The organism is Leisingera sp. S232 (assembly GCF_049800895.1).
GTDB lineage: Bacteria > Pseudomonadota > Alphaproteobacteria > Rhodobacterales > Rhodobacteraceae > Leisingera.
On the sequence record NZ_JBNAFX010000038.1, the window covers coordinates 1 to 18,281 of the forward strand.

General features: G+C 62.8%; 16 protein-coding genes. 5 read left to right on the forward strand and 11 right to left on the reverse strand.

Annotation, left to right across the window (positions count from 1 at the left end):
* Positions 1-19: 19 nt before the first annotated feature.
* Together ACP151_RS18040 and ACP151_RS18045 are read right to left on the reverse strand one after the other, a co-directional pair.
* Entirely contained in the window at positions 20-1,324 is a 1,305-nt protein-coding gene (locus ACP151_RS18040; RefSeq protein WP_424978016.1) for an HlyD family type I secretion periplasmic adaptor subunit, read from the reverse strand.
* Positions 1,321-3,054, reverse strand: coding sequence for a type I secretion system permease/ATPase (locus ACP151_RS18045; RefSeq protein ID WP_424978024.1), 1,734 nt, complete (start codon positions 3,052-3,054; stop codon positions 1,321-1,323). Before ACP151_RS18045 ends, ACP151_RS18040 begins: the two co-directional genes overlap by 4 nt.
* A gap of 162 nt (positions 3,055-3,216) precedes the next feature.
* On the opposite strand from ACP151_RS18045, the gene ACP151_RS18050 reads away from it, so the two are divergent.
* Positions 3,217-3,978: an MlaA family lipoprotein gene (locus ACP151_RS18050; protein ID WP_424980287.1), complete on the forward strand. Its 762-nt coding sequence runs from the start codon at positions 3,217-3,219 to the stop codon at positions 3,976-3,978.
* A gap of 2 nt (positions 3,979-3,980) precedes the next feature.
* Positions 3,981-4,577, forward strand: coding sequence for an MlaC/ttg2D family ABC transporter substrate-binding protein (locus ACP151_RS18055; protein ID WP_424980288.1), 597 nt, complete (start codon positions 3,981-3,983; stop codon positions 4,575-4,577).
* A gap of 298 nt (positions 4,578-4,875) precedes the next feature.
* Here ACP151_RS18055 and ACP151_RS18060 read toward each other — a convergent pair whose 3' ends face one another.
* Positions 4,876-7,086: a transglycosylase domain-containing protein gene (locus ACP151_RS18060; RefSeq protein ID WP_424980289.1), complete on the reverse strand. Its 2,211-nt coding sequence runs from the start codon at positions 7,084-7,086 to the stop codon at positions 4,876-4,878.
* A 283-nt stretch (positions 7,087-7,369) separates the two neighbouring features.
* On the opposite strand from ACP151_RS18060, the gene ACP151_RS18065 reads away from it, so the two are divergent.
* Both ACP151_RS18065 and ACP151_RS18070 read left to right on the forward strand, forming a co-directional pair.
* Entirely contained in the window at positions 7,370-7,708 is a 339-nt protein-coding gene (locus ACP151_RS18065) for a P-II family nitrogen regulator (protein WP_424980290.1), read from the forward strand.
* Between the two features lie 25 nt (positions 7,709-7,733).
* Positions 7,734-9,068 (forward strand): ammonium transporter, encoded by a 1,335-nt coding sequence (locus ACP151_RS18070; protein WP_424980291.1) that lies wholly within the window; start codon positions 7,734-7,736, stop codon positions 9,066-9,068.
* A gap of 143 nt (positions 9,069-9,211) precedes the next feature.
* Here the strand turns inward: ACP151_RS18070 and ACP151_RS18075 are convergent, their stop codons facing one another.
* The 7 genes from ACP151_RS18075 to ACP151_RS18105 form a co-directional block, all read right to left on the reverse strand.
* Positions 9,212-9,469 carry a hypothetical protein gene (locus tag ACP151_RS18075; RefSeq protein ID WP_424980292.1) on the reverse strand — a complete coding sequence of 86 codons (258 nt, stop codon included), beginning with the start codon at positions 9,467-9,469 and terminating at the stop codon, positions 9,212-9,214.
* Positions 9,470-9,897: 428 nt separating this feature from the next.
* On the reverse strand, positions 9,898-11,082 hold the full coding sequence (locus ACP151_RS18080; protein ID WP_424980293.1) for an aromatic amino acid transaminase: 1,185 nt from the start codon (positions 11,080-11,082) through the stop codon (positions 9,898-9,900).
* Positions 11,083-11,085: 3 nt separating this feature from the next.
* Positions 11,086-11,940, reverse strand: a complete 855-nt coding sequence (sseA, locus tag ACP151_RS18085; protein WP_424980294.1) for a 3-mercaptopyruvate sulfurtransferase — start codon at positions 11,938-11,940, stop codon at positions 11,086-11,088.
* Positions 11,941-12,068: 128 nt separating this feature from the next.
* Positions 12,069-12,596, reverse strand: coding sequence for a hypothetical protein (locus ACP151_RS18090; protein WP_424980295.1), 528 nt, complete (start codon positions 12,594-12,596; stop codon positions 12,069-12,071).
* 169 nt (positions 12,597-12,765) lie between these two features.
* Positions 12,766-13,248 carry an SsrA-binding protein SmpB gene (smpB, locus tag ACP151_RS18095; RefSeq protein ID WP_424980296.1) on the reverse strand — a complete coding sequence of 161 codons (483 nt, stop codon included), beginning with the start codon at positions 13,246-13,248 and terminating at the stop codon, positions 12,766-12,768.
* A gap of 45 nt (positions 13,249-13,293) precedes the next feature.
* Positions 13,294-14,148 (reverse strand): DMT family transporter, encoded by an 855-nt coding sequence (locus ACP151_RS18100; RefSeq protein ID WP_424980297.1) that lies wholly within the window; start codon positions 14,146-14,148, stop codon positions 13,294-13,296.
* Positions 14,149-14,225: 77 nt separating this feature from the next.
* Positions 14,226-14,786, reverse strand: coding sequence for a helix-turn-helix domain-containing protein (locus tag ACP151_RS18105; RefSeq protein WP_424980298.1), 561 nt, complete (start codon positions 14,784-14,786; stop codon positions 14,226-14,228).
* Positions 14,787-15,104: 318 nt separating this feature from the next.
* Between ACP151_RS18105 and ilvD the strand changes: the two genes are divergently transcribed.
* Positions 15,105-16,949 carry a dihydroxy-acid dehydratase gene (gene ilvD, locus ACP151_RS18110; RefSeq protein WP_424980299.1) on the forward strand — a complete coding sequence of 615 codons (1,845 nt, stop codon included), beginning with the start codon at positions 15,105-15,107 and terminating at the stop codon, positions 16,947-16,949.
* 404 nt (positions 16,950-17,353) lie between these two features.
* On the opposite strand, the gene ACP151_RS18115 is transcribed toward ilvD, so the two are convergent.
* The gene (locus tag ACP151_RS18115; protein ID WP_424980300.1) at positions 17,354-18,172 is read right to left on the reverse strand and encodes a sulfotransferase family protein; all 819 of its coding nucleotides are present in this window, start codon (positions 18,170-18,172) and stop codon (positions 17,354-17,356) included.
* Positions 18,173-18,281: the final 109 nt, after the last annotated feature.

Below are 18,281 nucleotides of genomic sequence, written 5' to 3' on the forward strand. Positions count from 1 at the left end.
CCTCCGTGTCTGTTGGCCTTCAGCTTTCGCGGAAGGCTTTGACGAAGTAGTCGGACAGCGGCTTGATGAGGTAGGCCAAGGGTGAGCGGGCGGCGGTGCGGATGTAGCTTTCCACCGGCATCCCCGGGATCAGCACCGTGCCCGCAGGCAGGCGGCCGCGTTCGCCGGGGTTCAATTCAATCTCGGCGCGGTAATAGGAAACCCCGCTGCCCTGGTCGTCAAAGGCATCCGCCGAGACCTGGGTGACATGGCCAAAGAGCTCTGGCGTCGTGCGCTGGTCCAGCGCCGAGAACCGCAGCGTCACCTCCTGGCCGGTGTAGAGCTGGTCGATATCGGTGGGGGCGACCTGTGCCGCGATCACCAGAGGCCGGTCCTGCGGCACCAGGTACAAAACCGGGTCGGCCGCGCGGATCACCGAGCGCGGCGTCTGCACCTGCAGCCCGTAGACAATGCCCGACACCGGCGCGGTGATGTCCAGCCGCGCCAGCCGCCCCTGCAGCGAGCGGCGGTTCTCGGCCAGCTCCAGCTCCTGGTAGCGCAGGTCGCGCAGCCGGCTGATCGCCTCCTCGCGCTGGCCGGTGGCCAGTTTCAGGATCTCGATGTCGATTTCGGTGATACGGCCCTCGGATTGCGCTTCCGAGGCCACCAGCTCTCCCAGGCGGCCCTGCAGGTCGGCCTCGGTGCGGCGCAGGTTCAGGACCGTCGCCGCCTGCGCCAGGCCGCGGTCCAGCAGCGACTGCTGGCTTGCCAGCTCCTCGCCGATCAGCTCCAGCTGCACCGTCATCGACTGCTGCTGTGCCTGGATGCCACGGATCTGCTCCTGGATCTGGCTGCGGCGCTTCTCCAGCTGTTCGATCTCGCGGGCGGTGGTGTCCTTGCGGGCTTCGAACAGGCGGCGCTGGCCCTCCACCAGATCCTTTACATCCGGCAGCTGCTCTGTGGCCTGCAGAAGTTCCGGCTCAAAGGTGATTGCGGCGGCGGTGTCGCGCTCGGCTTCCAGCCGGCCGCGGCGCGCCATCAGCTCGAACAGCTGGCCCTCGATGATCACCAGCTGCGAGGTCAGCTCATTGGCGTCCAGCCGCAGGAGCGTGTCGCCTTCGGCCACGGTGTCGCCTTCGTCGACCAGGATCTCGGCCACGATGCCGCCATCCAGATGCTGCACGATCTGGCGGTTGCGGTCGACCTCAATGCGCCCTGTCGCCACCACCGCGCCGGAAATCGACGACAGCACCGACCAGGACCCGAAGCCGCCCACCAGCACCAGCAGCGCCAGCAGGCCGATGATCAGCGGCCGCCGGGCAGGCCATTTGCTTTCGATGCTCATCGCACGCCTCCTGCGCCGGTTGCCTGGCGGATGTTCTGATGGTTGGCGACCATTTCCTGCAGCACCTTGTCCTTGGGGCCAAAGGCGGTCTGGGTGCCGCCGTCGATCACCAGCAGCATGTCGCATTCCTGGATGGCCGCCGGGCGGTGGGCCATGATCAGCACCGAGCGCCCTTCCGCCTTGATCTGCTTGATCGCCTGGTTGAGCGCGATCGAGCCTTCATTGTCGAGGTTGGAGTTGGGTTCATCCAGGATCACGATCACCGGATCGGCATACAGCGCTCGGGCCAGCCCGACCCGCTGCATCTGACCACCCGACAGCCGCCCGCCGGTGGCGGTGACCCTGGTGTCATAGCCTTCGGGCAGCTTCAGGATCATCTCATGGGCGGCGGCCTTCTTGGCGGCATCCACCACTTTGGCGGCATCCGGCTCTGGCTGCAGCCGGGCGATGTTCTGGGCAATGGCGCCGTCAAACACCTGCACCCGCTGCGGCAGATAGCCGATATGGCCGCCCAGCACATCCGGCGCATATTGGTCCAGTGCGGCCCCGTCCAGCCGCACCGAGCCCGCCGCTGGCGGCCAGACCCCGGTCAGCGCCCGCGCCAGCGTCGACTTGCCCGACCCCGACGGCCCGATCACCCCGATCGCCTGGCCCGGCTGCACCCGGAAGTTGACATTGCGCAGCAAGGGCGTCTTGCCGCCCGGCGGCACCGCCGCCATGCCCTGCACTTCCAGCAGGGCCTTGGGTTTGGGCAGCGCGGTGCGGGTCTCTTCCTGCGGCACCTTGGCCAGCAATTCCGCCAGGCTGTGCCAGCCCTTCATCGCCCGCTGCACCAGCGGCCATTGGCCCAGGCCCAGTTCAATCGGCGCCAGCGCCCGCCCCATCAGGATCGAGCCTGCGATCATCGCGCCCGGCGTCACTTCGCCCTGCAGCACCAGATAGGCGCCCAGCCCCAGCATGGCCGATTGCAGAAACAGCCGCAGCGTCTTGGTCAGCGTGGTGAAGCCACCACCGGTGTCATTGGCTGTCACGCTGTCGCTCAGCGCTGCGTCCCGCGCCTGTTTCCAGCGGCTGAAGGCGGCGCCGCGCATGCCCATCGACTGGATCATCTCCGCCTCGTTGCGGATCTCCTCGGACATCAGATTGGCCTTGTGGCCGGTTATATTGGCCTGCTGCATCGGAGCTCGGGTGAACAGCTGGTTCATCAGCGCAATCACCACCAGCACCGCACCGCCTGCCAGCGCCAGCAGCCCCAGCCAGGGGTGGAACAGGGCGATGCCGGCCAGGAACACCGGCGTCCAGGGCAGGTCAAAGGCGGCGCCGAGCACCGGCGAGGCAATCAGCCGCTGCACCGATTCCAGGTCCTGCAGCCCGGTCTGCGCCACCGGATCCTGCGCCACCGCCGAGCGGCGGGTCATCGCATCAAACACCCGTTTGTCGAGCGCCGACTGCAGCCGCGCGCCGACCCGCGCCATGATCCGGCCGCGGGCGTAATCCAGAAACCCCATCATCGCGTAGAGAAACACCACCAGCAGCGACAGCGCCAAAAGCGTCGCCTCCGACCGGCTGCCCAGCACCCGGTCGTAGACCTGCATCATATACAGCGGGCCGGTCAGCATCAGCAGGTTCACGAAAAAGCTGAATATCCCGGTGAACCAATACAGACCCCGGCTCCGCCGACGCACCTCAAGCAGTTCATCATATCCGTTCTTGTAAAGGCTTTTATTCATCATCAGACTGCAATAGTGGTTCTTTGGCTTCAGGTCAGTGCTGGATTTGTACCAGTTGTGGCACGAGCCCGCAAAAAAATGTAATCAGACTGGAAATCGGCAAGAGAACCCTTATTTGCCCTCCGACGCGCCCATTCCAGTACCAATTGGACACTTATCCGAATGCCTTTGATGTTGCGACCGCTTAAATTGATATCTGCGCTAATTTTCGCCGTTTTTGCAGCGGGCTGCGCCACGCAGGATCCGGTTGCACGCGCCTCCGGAGAGGTGTTCGACCCTTATGAGCGGACCAATCGCACCATTCACGCCTTCAACCGCGGCGTTGACCGGCTGGCTTTTCGCCCCGCCTCCAAAGGCTATGTGGCGATTGTGCCGGAACCGATGGTGACAAGCTTCTCCTATTTTGCGGAGAACCTGTCGATGCCGGGCCAGATGGTCAATGCGCTGCTGCAAGGCGACCTGAAAACGGCCGGCAATGCATTTTCGCGCTTTGTGATCAACTCGACCGTGGGGTTTGCCGGCCTCGCGGATCCGGCGAGCGAGTTCAAGGTGCCTGCGGTTGATACCGATTTCGGTGAAACGCTGCATAAATGGGGCGTCGGTGAAGGCGCCTATGTGGAGCTGCCGCTGCTTGGCCCCTCTACCAGCCGTGATGCGGTCGGGGTTGCGGTCGACTTTTTCACCAATCCGCTGGGATATGCCGAGCAGAATACTGCCGACAACATCACCATCTACGCCGAGATCGTGCGCCGCATGGGCGATCGTGGCAATTATTCTGACACGATCGACTCGATTCTCTACGAGAGCGCCGACAGCTATGCGCAATCGCGCCTGATTTATCTGCAGAACCGCCGGTTTGAGCTGGGGGATGGCGAGGAGATCAAGGAAATCGATCCGTTCGAACTGGATACTGAAGGATTTTAAGTATGGACCGCCGCACATTCCTGACCGGCCTGAGCGCAGGCGCCGCTGCCTTGGTAGCCGCCCCGCAGACGTTGTGGGCTCTGACTGAAAGCAGCGCCAGCAAGCTGATCAACAGCCTGGTTGCAGACATCAACCGGGTGATTGACTCCGGCAAGGGCGAAAACGCCATGTTCCGCGAGTTTGAGCGGATCTTCCAGCGCTACAGCGATACCTCCTATATCGCAGCCTATGCGCTGGGTGTGGACGGGCGCCGCGCCACCAAGGCCCAGAAAAAGGCGTTCTCCAAGGCCTTCCAGGGCTATATCTCGCGCAAATACGGCAAGCGCTTCCGCGAATTCATCGGCGGCAAGCTGGAAGTCAAAGGCGTCAAGAAGGTGAAGAAATGGTACGAGGTGAGCACCATTGCCTACCTCAAGGGCCAGTCGCCGTTTGAAGTGACCTTTCTGGTGTCGGACCGGTCCGGCCGGGATCTGTTCTTCAATATGTTCATTGAGGGCGTGAATCTGCTGCTGACCGAGCGCACCGAAATCGGCGCGATCCTGGACAGCAAAAAGGGCGACATCGACGCCCTAATCGCCGAGCTGAAACGGCTGAGCTGAGTTTCCCCGGTACTGAGATACATCGTCAAAGGCTCCCTGCGGGGAGCCTTTTCTTTGGCAGCTTTGCACATTCTCTACCTCAAACCTTCTTTGGAGGTGCGAAGGCTTCCGTGGCTCTCCCGCCCGTCGCGGCGGCATCAAAGATGGCCGCGCTCCCGTTGGGCCAGGCGCCCTGCCCTGCGGGCAGGGCGCGCGCCGCGCCGTCAGGCGCGGCGCCGGACCCAACTGGCGCAGGCCTCCGCAGGTGGCCAAGCCGGGCGGGAGCACCCCCGTCCCGGTTGCGGCTCGCACTGCGGTCTCAATTGCCCAGGATGTCTCGCAGGATGTTGTCGACGGCACGGCCCAGTTCCTGGCCCAGCTTCGGCCCCTGGCGGCGGGGCTCGCGCCGGGCAGGCTGGGGCGGTGGGGCGATCGGCGCCGGTTCCAGCATTGGCAGCGGCTTCGGCGCCAGCCCGTCGTGCACGCGCACCATGGTTTCGCGCCAGATCTCGGCGGGCAGACCGCCGCCGGTCACGCCTGACAAAGGCGTGTTGTCGTCGTAGCCCATCCAGACACCGGCCACATAGTCCGCGGTGAAACCGATGAACCAGGCATCCTTGGCCGCCGACGTGGTGCCGGACTTGCCTGCTGCCTGCCAGCCCGGGATCTGTGCTCGCTGGCCTGTGCCGCCGGCAATCACCTTCTCCATCATCCAGACCAGCTGCTGCGCGGCCTCTGGCCGGATCACCCGCTCACCCATGCCGCCGCTGGCCCCCATCAGCGCCTCGCTGTCCTCAACCAGTTTGAGCTCTGTCACCCCGTAAGGCGTCACGGAAGAGCCGCCATTCAAAATACCCGCATAGGCACCGGTCATTTCCAGAAGCGTGCTCTCTGAGGCCCCCAGCGCCAGTGCGGGGCCTGCCGCCAGATCACTGTCGATGCCAAAATCCTTGGCCACCAGGCTCACCTTATCGCGTCCGACCGCCTCTGATACTTTCACCGCCGGCACGTTCAAAGAATCCCTGAGCGCCCGTGCGAGCGTCACTTCGCCGTAAAACTTATGGGTGTAGTTCTTGGGGCACCATTGACCCGACCCGGGAATGCTGAGGCAGTATTTTGCATCCAGAACCCGATCATAAGGCGAATAGCCCAGCTCAATCGCGGTTGCGTAAACAAAGGGTTTGAAGGCCGACCCTGTTTGCCGCTTGGCCTGGGTTGCCCGGTTGAAGACGCCGGACACCCGGGTCTTGCGACCGCCCACCATCGCGCGCACGGCGCCGTCGGCGCTCATCACCACAATCGCGGCCTGCGCCTTGGAGCCCGGGCGCACCTTGTTGTCGAAAACATATTTCAGCGCATCTTCAGCAGCGGTTTGCAGCCGCTGATCCATGGTGGAGCGGATCACCACATCCTCGGTGGTCTGGTCGCCCAGGAAATCCGGGATGCTGTCCATTACCCAATCGGCGAAATATCCGCCCGCCCGCGCCGCCGCGGCCTCGCTGAGCACTGCGGGCTGGTCCTGATATTTCTGCATTTGGGCCGTGGTCAGATAACCCTGCTCCTGCATCAGCCGCAGAATGGTAGCCGCCCGGCCCTGCGAGCGCTTCAGATTGTTGGTCGGCGCCAGCGTCGAGGGCGCGGTCAGAAGACCTGCCAGCATTGCCCCTTCGGCCGGGTTCAGCTGGTTTGCCGACTTACCAAAATAGCGCTGCGCCGCGGCCTCGGCCCCGTAAGCGCCGCCACCCATATAGGCGCGGTTCATGTAGATCGAAAGGATCTCGTTCTTGGTGTATTTGGCCTCCATCGCCAAGGCAAAAATCGCCTCGGTGCCCTTGCGCCACAGAGAGCCTTTGCGGCAGTCGGCCTCATAGGCGCTTTCGCTCTTCCATTCAGACGGGTCATAGGTCCTGCCCAGGCAGAGAAGCTTGGCCGCCTGTTGGGTAATAGTGGAGCCGCCGTGGCCGGACAGCGGGCCGCGGCCTTCGCGCAGGTTGATGCGGATGGCGCTGGCCACCCCGCGCGGCGAGATCCCCAAGTGGCGGTAGAACCGTTTATCCTCGGTCGCCACGATTGCGTTCTTCAGATGCGGCGAGACGGTCTCAGCCGTCACTACGCCGCCGAACTGGTCGCCGCGCCAGGCAAAAACCTCTCCTTCGCGGTCCAGAATGGTGACGGAGCCGCGGGCGCGGCCGTCCAGATAGGCCGAGACATCCGGCAGGCGGGCGTATTGAAAGGCAACCGCCAGGCCAACCAGCCCGCAGGCAACCATGCCAACACGCCAGGCAAACCCCCAGATCAGCCGGAATACAAAAGCAAAAGGCGCCAGCAGCCAGCCAATGACACCGCGCTTTTTGCGCACCGGCCTGGCACGGGATTTCTTACGGCTGAAAAGGCGTGCCAGCAGTCCGGGCTTCCTGGCCTTGGACGCGGGCTTTTTGCGCGCAACTTTCTTGGCGCCGGGCTTTGCCTTGCTGCCTGCGGAATAGCGTTTTTCTGCCACCAGAGGCTTACGCCCGGATCCTTGTGCCATCGTCTGTACCTGCCCGGTTTGCCCGTTATCCTGCAACAATACCCTGCCTGCGCCGGATTGTAGAGGGGGCAGAATCCGGACCTTTCCCCCTTTGTCAGCTGGCCGGTTTTTAAGCGAAGCGACAGAAAGGCGCAAAATTATTGTGCGCGCCCAGAATGACGCGCGGTTTCCCGCTGCCTGAATGTTTTCACCCATCGAAGGAACAGTTTTGCTGCAGGTGCACAATGCATCGGCTCCGGCATGAAGCACGGGCCGGAACAGCCCAGATCCGGAAGGTGAACATATGAAAATGATCATAGCTGCCATCAAACCCTTCAAGCTGGACGAGGTCCGCGAAGCGCTGACCGGTCTTGGCGTGAGCGGTCTGATGGTTACCGAAATCAAAGGCTTCGGGGCGCAGGCAGGCCACACTGAAATCTACCGTGGCGCCGAATACGAGGTGAGTTTCGTCCCGAAGCTGAAGCTGGAGCTGGTGGTGCCTGCTGATCAGGCGGAACAGGCCGTCAGCGCCATCGCCGAGACCGCCCGCACCGGCAAGATCGGCGATGGCAAGATGTTTGTACTGGACGTGGAACAGGCCGTGCGGGTGCGCACCGGCGAGACTGATCTGGAGGCGCTGTAACGCGCCCGGCATGGAGGAAAGACCTATGAAAACCCTGAAACTCCCCCTTGCAGCGCTGGCACTGGCCGCACTGCCGGGCCTGGCACTGGCGCAGGACGGCCCCGCCTTGGGGGTGACCCCCGCGACCGACACCGTGTTCATTCTCAATTCGCTGCTGTTTCTGATCGGTGGCTGTCTGGTGTTCTGGATGGCAGCAGGCTTTGCCATGCTGGAGGCTGGCCTGGTGCGCTCCAAGAACGTCACCATGCAGCTGACCAAGAATATGGCGCTGTTCTCGCTGGCCGCAGTATTTTATTGGCTGATCGGCTATAACCTGATGTATCCACTGGGCAATTGGGCGGTGGACGGCATGCTGTCCGGCGTATTCGGCGCCGGAGAGCTGGAGGCGGTGGGGATCACCGCGGAAGGGGCGGATGACTATTCCTATGCCGCCACCGGTTCGGATTTCTTCTTTCAGCTGATGTTCTGCGCCGCCACTGCCTCTATCGTCTCTGGTGCGCTGGCAGAGCGGATCAAGCTGTGGCCTTTCCTGATTTTCACCATCGTACTGACCTCGGTGATCTATCCGATCCAGGCCAGCTGGAAATGGGGCGGCGGTTTCCTGGAAGAGATGGGCTTTCTGGATTTCGCGGGCTCCACTGTGGTGCATTCTGTGGGCGGTTGGGCCGCGCTGACCGGCGCGCTGATCCTGGGCCCGCGCATCGGCAAGTACAAGGATGGCAAGACCATCCCGATGCCCGGCTCCAACCTGGCGCTTGCGACCCTTGGCACCTTCATCCTGTGGATGGGCTGGTTCGGCTTCAACGGCGGCTCGCAGCTGGCGATGGGCTCGGTGGGTGACGTGGCGGATATCAGCCGCATCTTTGCCAACACCAATGCGGCCGCAGCCGGCGGCGCAGTGACAGCGCTGGTGCTGACGCAAGTGTTGTTCAAGAAGCCGGACCTGACCATGATCCTGAACGGCGCGCTGGCCGGGCTGGTGGCCATCACCGCCGAGCCGCTAACCCCTGGCCTGGGCCTGGCCACCCTGATTGGCGCTATCGGTGGTCTGATCGTGGTCTTTGCGGTTCCCGCATTGGACAAGCTGCAGATCGATGACGTGGTCGGCGCTATTCCGGTGCATCTTCTCTGCGGCATCTGGGGCACCGTTGCTGTTGTGCTGTCCAACCCGGATGCCACCCTGCTGAAGCAGTTGAGTGGCATCGCAGTGGTGGGTGTCTTTACCGTGGTGGCCTCTGCCATGGTCTGGATTGCCCTGCGCGCCACCACCGGCATCCGGGTGGAGGAAGCGGACGAGGTCAACGGGCTCGATATGGCGGAACTGGGCATGGAGGCCTATCCGGAGTTCTCACCGAGCTGATCCACATCAAAGAAACTGACAGCAGTGCCCCTCCCAGGCGCCGCTGTTTGCTTGGGCCGGAGGCTCCCGCCAGTTGTGCGATCATCAAAAGATGATCTGCGCCTGTTGGGCCGGGCGCCGCTGGCGCGGCGCAGGCCCCAGCCCTAGCCTTGAGGCACCACAATGACCTTCGGCGCCATCTGGCCACGATAGTCGCGACGGTCTTTGGCACGGTCCAGATGGTCTTCGCCCACATCCCACACGCCAGTGTCCACAGCCTCGTCACGGCGGCTCTCGCGGCGGTCAGCCCGATTGTCCGCAGGGTCGATGACCTTGCCGCCTGCGGGAAAAGCAGGAGCCACCAGCGGCAGCGCCATGGCGGCGGACAGGATCAGGGCAAGCGCGGATTTTGCGAGGTTCATTTCAGGTCTCCCAGGCTGTGCTACGCGTGACTTCCGCAAGTTCAACGCCTTCTGCTTGCGCCTCCGTTACCCGCAACCGCATGACCTGGCGTCATGCAGCAGTTGCGCCTCCTGCCGGGTCAAGGACCGCCGCACAGGCAGCCCAGCCGGCAGCCCAGCTGGCGGGCGCGCTGGCAAGCGTGGTTTACTCTTGACGCGGCAGCGCGCCGGTTCAATCAGCAGGACCCTTGCGGGCAGGTCTGCCCGCAAGGGCTTCTCCGCAGGTTTCCGCACCGCGTCAGCGGTGCCACGCCCAAGCCTGCAAGGGTCTTGGCGCAGCCAAGGCATGCAGCCAGGCGCGGGAGCCTTTGCTTTGCCCCTTGTGCAGGTCCAGAAACAAAAACGCGCCCGCAAAGGGGCGCGTTTCAGATTGAATTTGAGCCTAAACCTCAGACCCCGGCGTCGACAATTGCCATGGCCAGCACCGGCACGGTCTGGGCATTGAGGCCGGCAATATTCAGGCGGCTGTCTGCGACCATGTAGATGCCGTTGTCCACCCGCATCTTCTCGACCAGTTCCGGCGTGGTGCCGAGGAGCGAGAACATGCCGCGGTGCTGGGCGATGAAGCCGAACCGGTCGGAACCAGTCAGCCGCTGCAATTCATCCGCCAGCTGCTGGCGCAGGCCCAGCATGCCCAAGCGGGTCTCCTCCAGCTCTGCCGCCCAATCGGCGCGCAGCGCCTCGTCGTTCAGGATCATGGTGACCAGACGCGCGCCGTGATCCGGCGGGAAGGAGTAGTTCTGGCGGTTCAGGAACGCCAGGGTGCCCTGGTTCAATCCTTGCGCACCTGCATCATTGGACACCGCCATCAGCAGGCCGGTGCGCTCGCGGTAGATGCCGAAGTTCTTGGAGCAGCTGGCCGCGATCAGCACCTCGGGGCAGCTGGAGGCGACCAGACGCACGCCCAGCGCATCCTCTTCCAGACCGTCGCCAAAGCCTTGATAGGCAATGTCGATCATCGGGATCAGGCCGCGCTCGTTCAAGAGCGCAATGACCTCTTGCCATTGCACCTTGTTCAGATTGGCGCCGGTCGGGTTGTGGCAGCAGCCGTGCAGCAGCACCACATCACCTTTGTTTGCCCCCTTCAGGTCTTCCATCATCGCATCGAAATTCACACCGCGGGTTTCGCGGTCGAAATAGCGGTAGGTGACGGTTTCGATGCCGACATATTTCAGGATCGACAGGTGGTTCGGCCAGGTCGGATCCGAGACAAAGACACGGGCAGACGGATTGGCCAGTTTGATCAGCTCAAAGGCCTGGCGCACGGCACCGGTGCCGCCCGGGGTGGCCGCAGCAGCGATATTGCCGCGCGCAACCGCATCGCCGAGGATCAGCTGGATCATCGCATCCGAATAGGCGGGATCGCCCGCCAGACCGACATAGGCCTTGCTGGTCTGCTCTTCCCACAGCTTATGCTCTGCCGCCTTGATGGCGCGCATCACCGGGGTGACGCCCTCGGCGTTCTTGTAGACGCCGACGCCAAGGTCGATCTTATCCGCGCGCGGGTCGTCGCGGTACATCTGCATCAGCGCCAGGATCTTGTCGGCGGGCTGGGGTTTCAGGGTCTCGAACATTGCTCAGTTCTCTCCGGTAGCAACGGGAAGGGTCGGGAAGGCGCCCCACTCCACCCAGGACCCGTCATAAAGCGCATGGTCGGTCTTGCCGAGACGCTCCAGGGCGAGGCTGAGGATGGCAGCGGTGACGCCCGATCCGCAGGACGTAATCGCAGGTTTGTTCAGATCGACACCGGCCGCCTCAAAGGCAGCGCGGATGCCGTCGGCGTCCTTTAGGGTGCCATCGGCGTTCAGCACCTGGCCAAAGGGCACATTCTTGGAGCCGGGGATATGGCCTGCACGCAGGCCCTCGCGCGGTTCCGGCGCATCGCCACGGTAGCGTTCGGCGGAACGGGCATCGATGATTTCATGATCACCCAGCTTGGCGGCGGCAGAGACCTGGGTCACATCGCGCAGCATGTGATTCTGTACCCGCACCGTCATGTGACGGTCGCGGATCACAGGAGGCAGATCTTCGACCGGACGCCCTTCGGCCTGCCATTTCGGGAAGCCGCCGTCCAGAACCGCGACATTGGTCTGCCCCATCAGCCGGAACAGCCACCAGACGCGGGCTGCGGAAAACAGCCCGGCACCGTCGTAGACCACCACCTGATGGCCATCGCCCACGCCCATGGCACGCAGCTTGGACATGAACTTCTCGACCGGCGGGACCATATGCGGCAGGTCCGAGCGGTTGTCGGAAATCACATCAATATCAAAGAAGCGCGCACCCGGGATATGGGCAGCCCCATACTCTGCCTTGGCATCCCGTCCTTGCTGCGGCAGATACCACGAAGCGTCCAGAACCCGCAGGTCCGGATCCTTCAGATGGGCCGCAAGCCAATCGGTTGAAACAAGGGTTTTGGGGTCGTCGAGCATCGAAGCCTCTCCCTGTGTGCGCCTGCGCCCTGCCTACAACTGCCCTGCAAGAGTCGCAAGGGAAGGCGGTGTATCGACGCAATTATCTGTCGCAAAGCTACACTCCCCGGCAAGGCGGCGGGCCGCGGTCAGCCGACCGCCCGCAGGACCGGGCTGGCACTGGGCCCTGCCCTTCCGCCGCCGCAGGGAAACCGCCGGGCAAAGGCAAGGCCTGCCCGGATCACCTGCGGGTCCATCCGGCCACCAGTGACGGCGGCAACGGCCTGCCGGGCCGACGCCGTCTGATCACGGCGCATGTGATGGATCATGCGCAGCAGGGCTGCCTCATCCGCTGTCAGGCTGCTGCGGGTCTCCAGACACAGGGCATCCTGGCATGCCAGCCGGCTGGGGCGCACATCCGCCACGGCCCGGAGAACGGTGAACAACGTATAGGCCACCGCCAGCCCGAAGCTCTCGCCCCAGCGCTCTGCCGCTGTGTGATAGGCATGCTGCCATCCCTGCCTTTCCGGCACTTCCAGGCTGTTCAGAAAGTGACGCAGCACTGGCAGCAGCCCGGCTTCGAAATCATCCAGGCGCAGCGCGGCCTGTGCTCCCGTCGGATCGGCTGCGGCGGCGCTGCCCGGCTGTTCCGTGATCTCTGCCTGCATGTCTGTCATCCGATGTCATCCTTTCAAGTCCGGGACCGTTCTGCCGGGCCTGACTCGTAGGCCGAATCTGCTGGGCGCCGCTTATCTGACTTAATCAGTCAACTTTTACAACCAGCGACAAAAAAGCCGTCTGACCATTGGTCAAACGGCTGATCTCATACCTGCAGGACAATTGCGCTCAGCGCGCGTCTTTCATCAGTCGCTGCTTCTGGCGGCCCCAGTCGCGCTTGGCCTGGGTCTCGCGCTTGTCATGCAGCTTCTTGCCCTTGGCGATGCCCAGCTTGATCTTGGCGCGGCCGCGATGATTGAAATAGATCACCAGCGGCACCAGGGTCATGCCTTTGCGCTGGGTGAGGTTCCACATATCCGCCAGTTCCTTCTTGGAGACCAGCAGCTTGCGGCGGCGGCGTTCTTCATGCTTGAAGACCTTCGCCTGCGCATAAGGCGGAATATATGAGTTCACCAGCCACAGTTCGCCGTTTTCCACTGCGGCGTAAGAATCGGCAATATTGGTGCCATTGCCGCGCAGCGCCTTGACCTCGGATCCCTCCAGCGCAAGGCCGCATTCGATATCGTCTTCGATCGCGTAATCGAAACGCGCCCGCCGGTTCTCGGCGATCACCTTGTAGTTGGGGTCTGATGTCTGCTTCTTCTTGGCCATGGGCCGCAGATGTAAGCCGGCGCGGCGGCGGGCGCAAGACAGGGTTCACGCTTTGCGGCTGCGCAGCAGTGTAAAGACACCACTTCCGACAATCACCGCGCTGCCGATCAGGGTCAGCGTATCAGGGCGCTCTCCGAATACCAGCACGCCCAGCACCATTGCAAACACCAGCCTGGTGTAGCGGAACGGGGCAATGACCGAGATCTCCCCTGCCCGCATCGCCCCGGACAGGGCATTGTATGCGACCACGCCAACCACTGTAGCTGCCGCAATTTCCAGCCAATTGCGCGGCGCAGGCCAGACCGCGCCCCCGGTCCAGCCCAAGGCAATGGAGCCTGCCACAACCAACATGGCAAATCCAAGAAAGCCCAATTGGTTGTTGCTCATGTCTTTGGGCGCGGCGCGGGTGGCCAGATCACGGCCCGCAAACCCCAGCGTGCCGGCAACCGCAAACAGCGAAGCCGCTTCAAACCCGCTGAGACCCGGGCGCAGGATCAGCAAAACCCCGGCGAACCCCAGCCCGATCGCCAGCCAGCGCCGCCAGCCCACGGTTTCACCAAAGAACACTACCGCCCCGGCGGCCACCACCAGCGGCGTTGCCTGCAGAATGGCCGAAGCCGAAGACAAAGGCGTCAGCGCAATCGCCAGCGTGTAGCAAAGCCGTCCTGCCACCTCCGCCAAGGACCGCAACAGCATCGGGCGCGTGCCAAAGCCCGGGTGCCAGGGAGCGTGGCCTTGCGCACGCGCCATCGCCGCAAAGACCGCCATGCCGCCGAGGCCGAACAGGATCAGGATCAGCCCCACCGGCAGGCTGGCAGCGGCGGATTTGACGAACATGTCTTCCAGTGCAAAGGCCGCCATGGCCAGTACCATCAGAAGGCTTCCGCGCAACGTGCCCATCCCCGGCTCCCAATCCCCCAAACGCACTCACTTGCGCCTGTGCTAGGGAGGGCGCGGACCATCCACAAGAGCGGTGTTCAGTCCCGCTGCGTCAGAACGGCCTGCCGGTAATGATGCATATTGAGGAAAGCCGCCCCGGTTTCCGCACTGCGGTAGCCATGCGGCTGGTCCGCCGCAAAGCGCAGCCCCTGCCCCGGCTCCAGCGCCAGCCACTCGCCGTCGCGCAACACCTCCATGGATCCATGCAGCACATAGACTTCCTCGGTCACACCGGTGTCATGCGGCTGCGACAGGTAGCTTTGGCCCGGTTGCAATGTCACCTGAAAAGTCTCGGCCCCCAGCCGCGGATCAAAGGGAAAGACAATCTTGACCCCGATGCTTCCGGGAAACTGCACTGTCTCATAGACGCCTGCCGCTTCGCTCACCGGGCGTGCCGCCGCGCTCAGCAGGGCGGTCAGCGGCAAGTGGAACCCTTTGGCAATCTTCCACAACGTGGCAATCGTCGGACTTGATTCGCCCCGTTCGATCTGCCCCAGCATGGCCTTGCTGACACCCGTCGCCTCGGCCGCCTTGGACAGGCTAAGCCCAGCCGCCGCGCGGATTTCCCGCAGGTTCAGAGTGATGCCGTCTTCGCTCATTTTCGCTGCCTGTCAAAAACCGCTTGTGCGTTATAACGCACAGCGTGTATTGTGCGCTATAACGCACAAACCTCCTAACCGATCCGGCGCCACAGGAAAACCCGCATGCTCCAAGAACTGATGCCCTCGCATCCCGTCTCCGGCACGGCGGCGGCGCTGGCGGACATCGGCCCGCGCCTGACAGTGCAGCCAGAAAACGGAAACCGCTAACAAATCCCGGCGCAAACTGCGCCAAAAATTTCCGAACCCGGCCCCGGCAGGTTGCCTTTATTGCGCAAATCGTGTGTTTGGGGGGCAAATTCAAAGGGAAGCGCTCAGATGCCGATGTACCGATCCAGAACCTCCACCCATGGCCGCAATATGGCGGGCGCGCGCGGATTGTGGCGCGCGACCGGCATGAAAGATGATGACTTCGGCAAGCCGATCATCGCCATCGTCAACTCCTTCACCCAGTTCGTGCCCGGCCATGTGCACCTGAAGGATCTGGGCCAGATGGTCGCCCGCGAGGTCGAGGCAGCCGGTGGTGTGGCGAAAGAGTTCAACACCATCGCAGTGGATGACGGCATCGCCATGGGTCATGACGGCATGCTGTATTCGCTGCCGTCGCGCGAAGTGATTGCCGACAGCGTCGAATACATGGTCAACGCCCATTGCGCCGACGCCATGGTCTGCATCTCCAACTGCGACAAGATCACGCCCGGCATGCTGATGGCAGCCATGCGCCTGAATATTCCGGCCATCTTTGTCTCCGGTGGGCCAATGGAAGCTGGCAAGATCGACATTGCCGATCTGGACATGAAGAAGATCGACCTGGTGGATGCAATGGTCGCCGCGGCAAATGACAAATTCACCGACGAGCAGGTGCAGCACATCGAGGAAAACGCCTGCCCCACTTGTGGCTCCTGTTCCGGCATGTTCACCGCCAACTCGATGAACTGCCTGGCCGAGGCACTGGGTCTGGCACTGCCGGGCAATGGCTCCACCTTGGCCACCCACGCCGATCGCAAGGGGCTGTTCCTGGAAGCCGGCCGCAAGATCGTCGAGATCACCAAACGCCACTATGCAGAGGAAGAAAAAGGTCTGCTGCCGCGTGAGATCGCGACATTTGACGCCTTTGAAAATGCAATGTGCCTGGACATCGCCATGGGCGGTTCCACCAACACCGTTCTGCACCTGCTGGCCATCGCCAATGAGGGCGAGGTTGATTTCAACATGTCCCACATGGATGCGCTGAGCCGCAAAGTGCCCTGCCTGTGCAAAGTGGCGCCGAACACGGCGAACGTGCATATGGAAGACGTTCACCGCGCCGGCGGCATCTTCTCGATCCTGGGCGAATTGTCCCGCGCAGGCCTGTTGCACAACCACTGCAGCACCGTGCATTCGTCCACTATGGGCGAAGCGATTGCCAAATGGGACATCAAGGTTGCCAACAACCCCGAGGCCGAGGAACTGTTCAAAGCGGCCCCCGGCGGGGTGCGCACCACCCAGGCGTTCAGCCAGTCCAACCGCTACAAGGAGCTGGACAACGACCGTGAAAACGGCGTGATCCGCTCGAAAGAGCACGCCTTCAGTCAGGACGGAGGCCTTGCGGTTCTGTCCGGTAATATCGCGCTGGACGGCTGTATCGTGAAAACTGCAGGCGTCGACGCCGACAACCTGACCTTCACCGGCACCGCCTATGTCTGCGAAAGCCAGGATCAGGCCGTCAATGACATCCTGACCGGCAAGGTGACCGAGGGCGACGTGGTGGTGATCCGCTATGAGGGTCCACGCGGTGGCCCGGGCATGCAGGAAATGCTCTACCCGACCTCCTATCTGAAGTCGAAAGGTCTGGGCAAAAAATGCGCCCTCTTGACCGACGGCCGTTTCTCCGGCGGCACCTCTGGCCTGTCGATTGGCCACGTCTCGCCCGAGGCAGCTGAGGGCGGCACCATCGGCCTGGTGCGCCAGGGCGACACCATCGAAATCGACATCCCCAACCGCTCGATCCATCTGGCAGTCTCCGACGAGGAACTGGCAGCACGCCGCGAGGAGCAGGATGCCAAGGGCTGGAAACCGGCAGAGCCGCGCAAGCGCAAGGTCTCGAAAGCGCTGAAGGCCTATGCGCTGCTGGCAACTTCCGCCGCCAAAGGCGCCGTGCGCGCGCTGCCTGACGAAGACTGAAGCGCGATACTCCGGAAGCTCTCGAACCCGCCGTGCTGCAGACGGCGGGTTTTCATTTGCGCTCAGCCGCGTGCCTTTGAGGCAGTCACAGCTGCATTGCAATCGCAAAGGGGCGATCAGAGCAGCCCTAGTCCCGAACCACTTCTGAGCCGGAAGCGTGCTTTGGAAAAATCCCTCCCGCCCCCGCGGCAGAGTACTGGCTAACGCCAGTTCGCTTTGCGGCGTTGGGCGTGGCGCCGCGCTGAAGCGCAGTGTGCCTCCGGCAGGGGGTATTTGAAACCAGAAAGAAGCGGAATGAATACTCAGCAAGCGCAGCTGCGCCGCGTCAGCGGCGCCGGGCCCAAGGCTTGTGCCGCCGCATCTTTGATGCGGCGGCAAGGCGCGGGAGCCTCCCGCTTCGCCTCTTACTCCCCCAGCTTGGCGTGCACCTCGTCCAGATCGATTTCGCCGACCGGCAGCTTGTTGGCGGGGTTTTCGAAATCGTATTTGAACAGCTCGAAATCGCGTTTGTAGATCTCGTAGACCAGATGCATCGACAGATCGTCGAAATAGTCCTCGACTGGATGGGCGCGCTTGGGACCGTGGCCCTCGCTTTCGTTGAAGCGTGGGATTGCGGCCAGATCCACGGGGTGCGGCGTCTCGATTGCGTCCAGCACCTGCTGCATCCCGTCACCAAATGCCTCGGTCCAGAAAATCTGGTTGTAGCGCCCACCGTTCAGGATGAAGGTCGACACATGCCCCGACATCGCCGACCAGTGAATGTCCGGGTCCATCGGGCGGCGCCAGCGGATGGTGTCGCGCGCAAACAGCAAAAACCGGCGGAAGCTGGCGATCTGGTCAAACTCCTGCTTGCCGTCTTCGCCGCCGAACTCGATCCCGTACTCATAGGCCAGCCTGGGCACCAGATTGCCACGGTAGCGCTTGCCGTTGCGCTGGATGCCGCAGATTTTGTCAAAAAAGGATGACAGAATACGGGTGTAGGGATTGCGCACGCAGGTGAACGCATATGACCGCTGACCCTGCACGTTGCGGCTGATCGGACCCTGGCTGTGCTCCAGCGCCCATTTGTGCAGACCGTCCTTGGCGTCATGAATATCGCCATCAAAGAACTGGCCGTGGTCCGAGTAATACAGGATCTGACCAATGGTCGAGCAGGCGCATTTCGGCACCACGCGGTAAACCACACTTTCACTCTCCGTCATCCAGGTGCCGGGAAACCCCATATTCTGCCCTCTTGTCCGCCTTGGCCTGTTTCAAGAGTAATTGCATAAGTTTACTGAAACAGGAACTATCTGGTTTAATCGTATGCACAGCATGCCTATCAAGGTAAAC

Excerpts from the sequence above, each read along its gene's own strand:
- ACP151_RS18050 (WP_424980287.1), top strand. The coding sequence starts at position 3,217 with ATGCCTTTGATGTTGCGACCGCTTAAATTGATATCTGCGCTAATTTTC.
- ACP151_RS18090 (WP_424980295.1), bottom strand. The coding sequence starts at position 12,596 with ATGACAGACATGCAGGCAGAGATCACGGAACAGCCGGGCAGCGCCGCC.
- ACP151_RS18055 (WP_424980288.1), top strand. The coding sequence starts at position 3,981 with ATGGACCGCCGCACATTCCTGACCGGCCTGAGCGCAGGCGCCGCTGCC.
- ACP151_RS18115 (WP_424980300.1), bottom strand. The coding sequence starts at position 18,172 with ATGGGGTTTCCCGGCACCTGGATGACGGAGAGTGAAAGTGTGGTTTAC.
- ACP151_RS18105 (WP_424980298.1), bottom strand. The coding sequence starts at position 14,786 with ATGAGCGAAGACGGCATCACTCTGAACCTGCGGGAAATCCGCGCGGCG.
- ACP151_RS18070 (WP_424980291.1), top strand. The coding sequence starts at position 7,734 with ATGAAAACCCTGAAACTCCCCCTTGCAGCGCTGGCACTGGCCGCACTG.
- ACP151_RS18060 (WP_424980289.1), bottom strand. The coding sequence starts at position 7,086 with ATGGCACAAGGATCCGGGCGTAAGCCTCTGGTGGCAGAAAAACGCTAT.
- ACP151_RS18065 (WP_424980290.1), top strand. The coding sequence starts at position 7,370 with ATGAAAATGATCATAGCTGCCATCAAACCCTTCAAGCTGGACGAGGTC.
- ACP151_RS18100 (WP_424980297.1), bottom strand. The coding sequence starts at position 14,148 with ATGGGCACGTTGCGCGGAAGCCTTCTGATGGTACTGGCCATGGCGGCC.
- ACP151_RS18045 (WP_424978024.1), bottom strand. The coding sequence starts at position 3,054 with ATGAATAAAAGCCTTTACAAGAACGGATATGATGAACTGCTTGAGGTG.
- smpB (WP_424980296.1), bottom strand. The coding sequence starts at position 13,248 with ATGGCCAAGAAGAAGCAGACATCAGACCCCAACTACAAGGTGATCGCC.
- ACP151_RS18080 (WP_424980293.1), bottom strand. The coding sequence starts at position 11,082 with ATGTTCGAGACCCTGAAACCCCAGCCCGCCGACAAGATCCTGGCGCTG.
- ACP151_RS18040 (WP_424978016.1), bottom strand. The coding sequence starts at position 1,324 with ATGAGCATCGAAAGCAAATGGCCTGCCCGGCGGCCGCTGATCATCGGC.
- sseA (WP_424980294.1), bottom strand. The coding sequence starts at position 11,940 with ATGCTCGACGACCCCAAAACCCTTGTTTCAACCGATTGGCTTGCGGCC.
- ACP151_RS18075 (WP_424980292.1), bottom strand. The coding sequence starts at position 9,469 with ATGAACCTCGCAAAATCCGCGCTTGCCCTGATCCTGTCCGCCGCCATG.
- ilvD (WP_424980299.1), top strand. The coding sequence starts at position 15,105 with ATGCCGATGTACCGATCCAGAACCTCCACCCATGGCCGCAATATGGCG.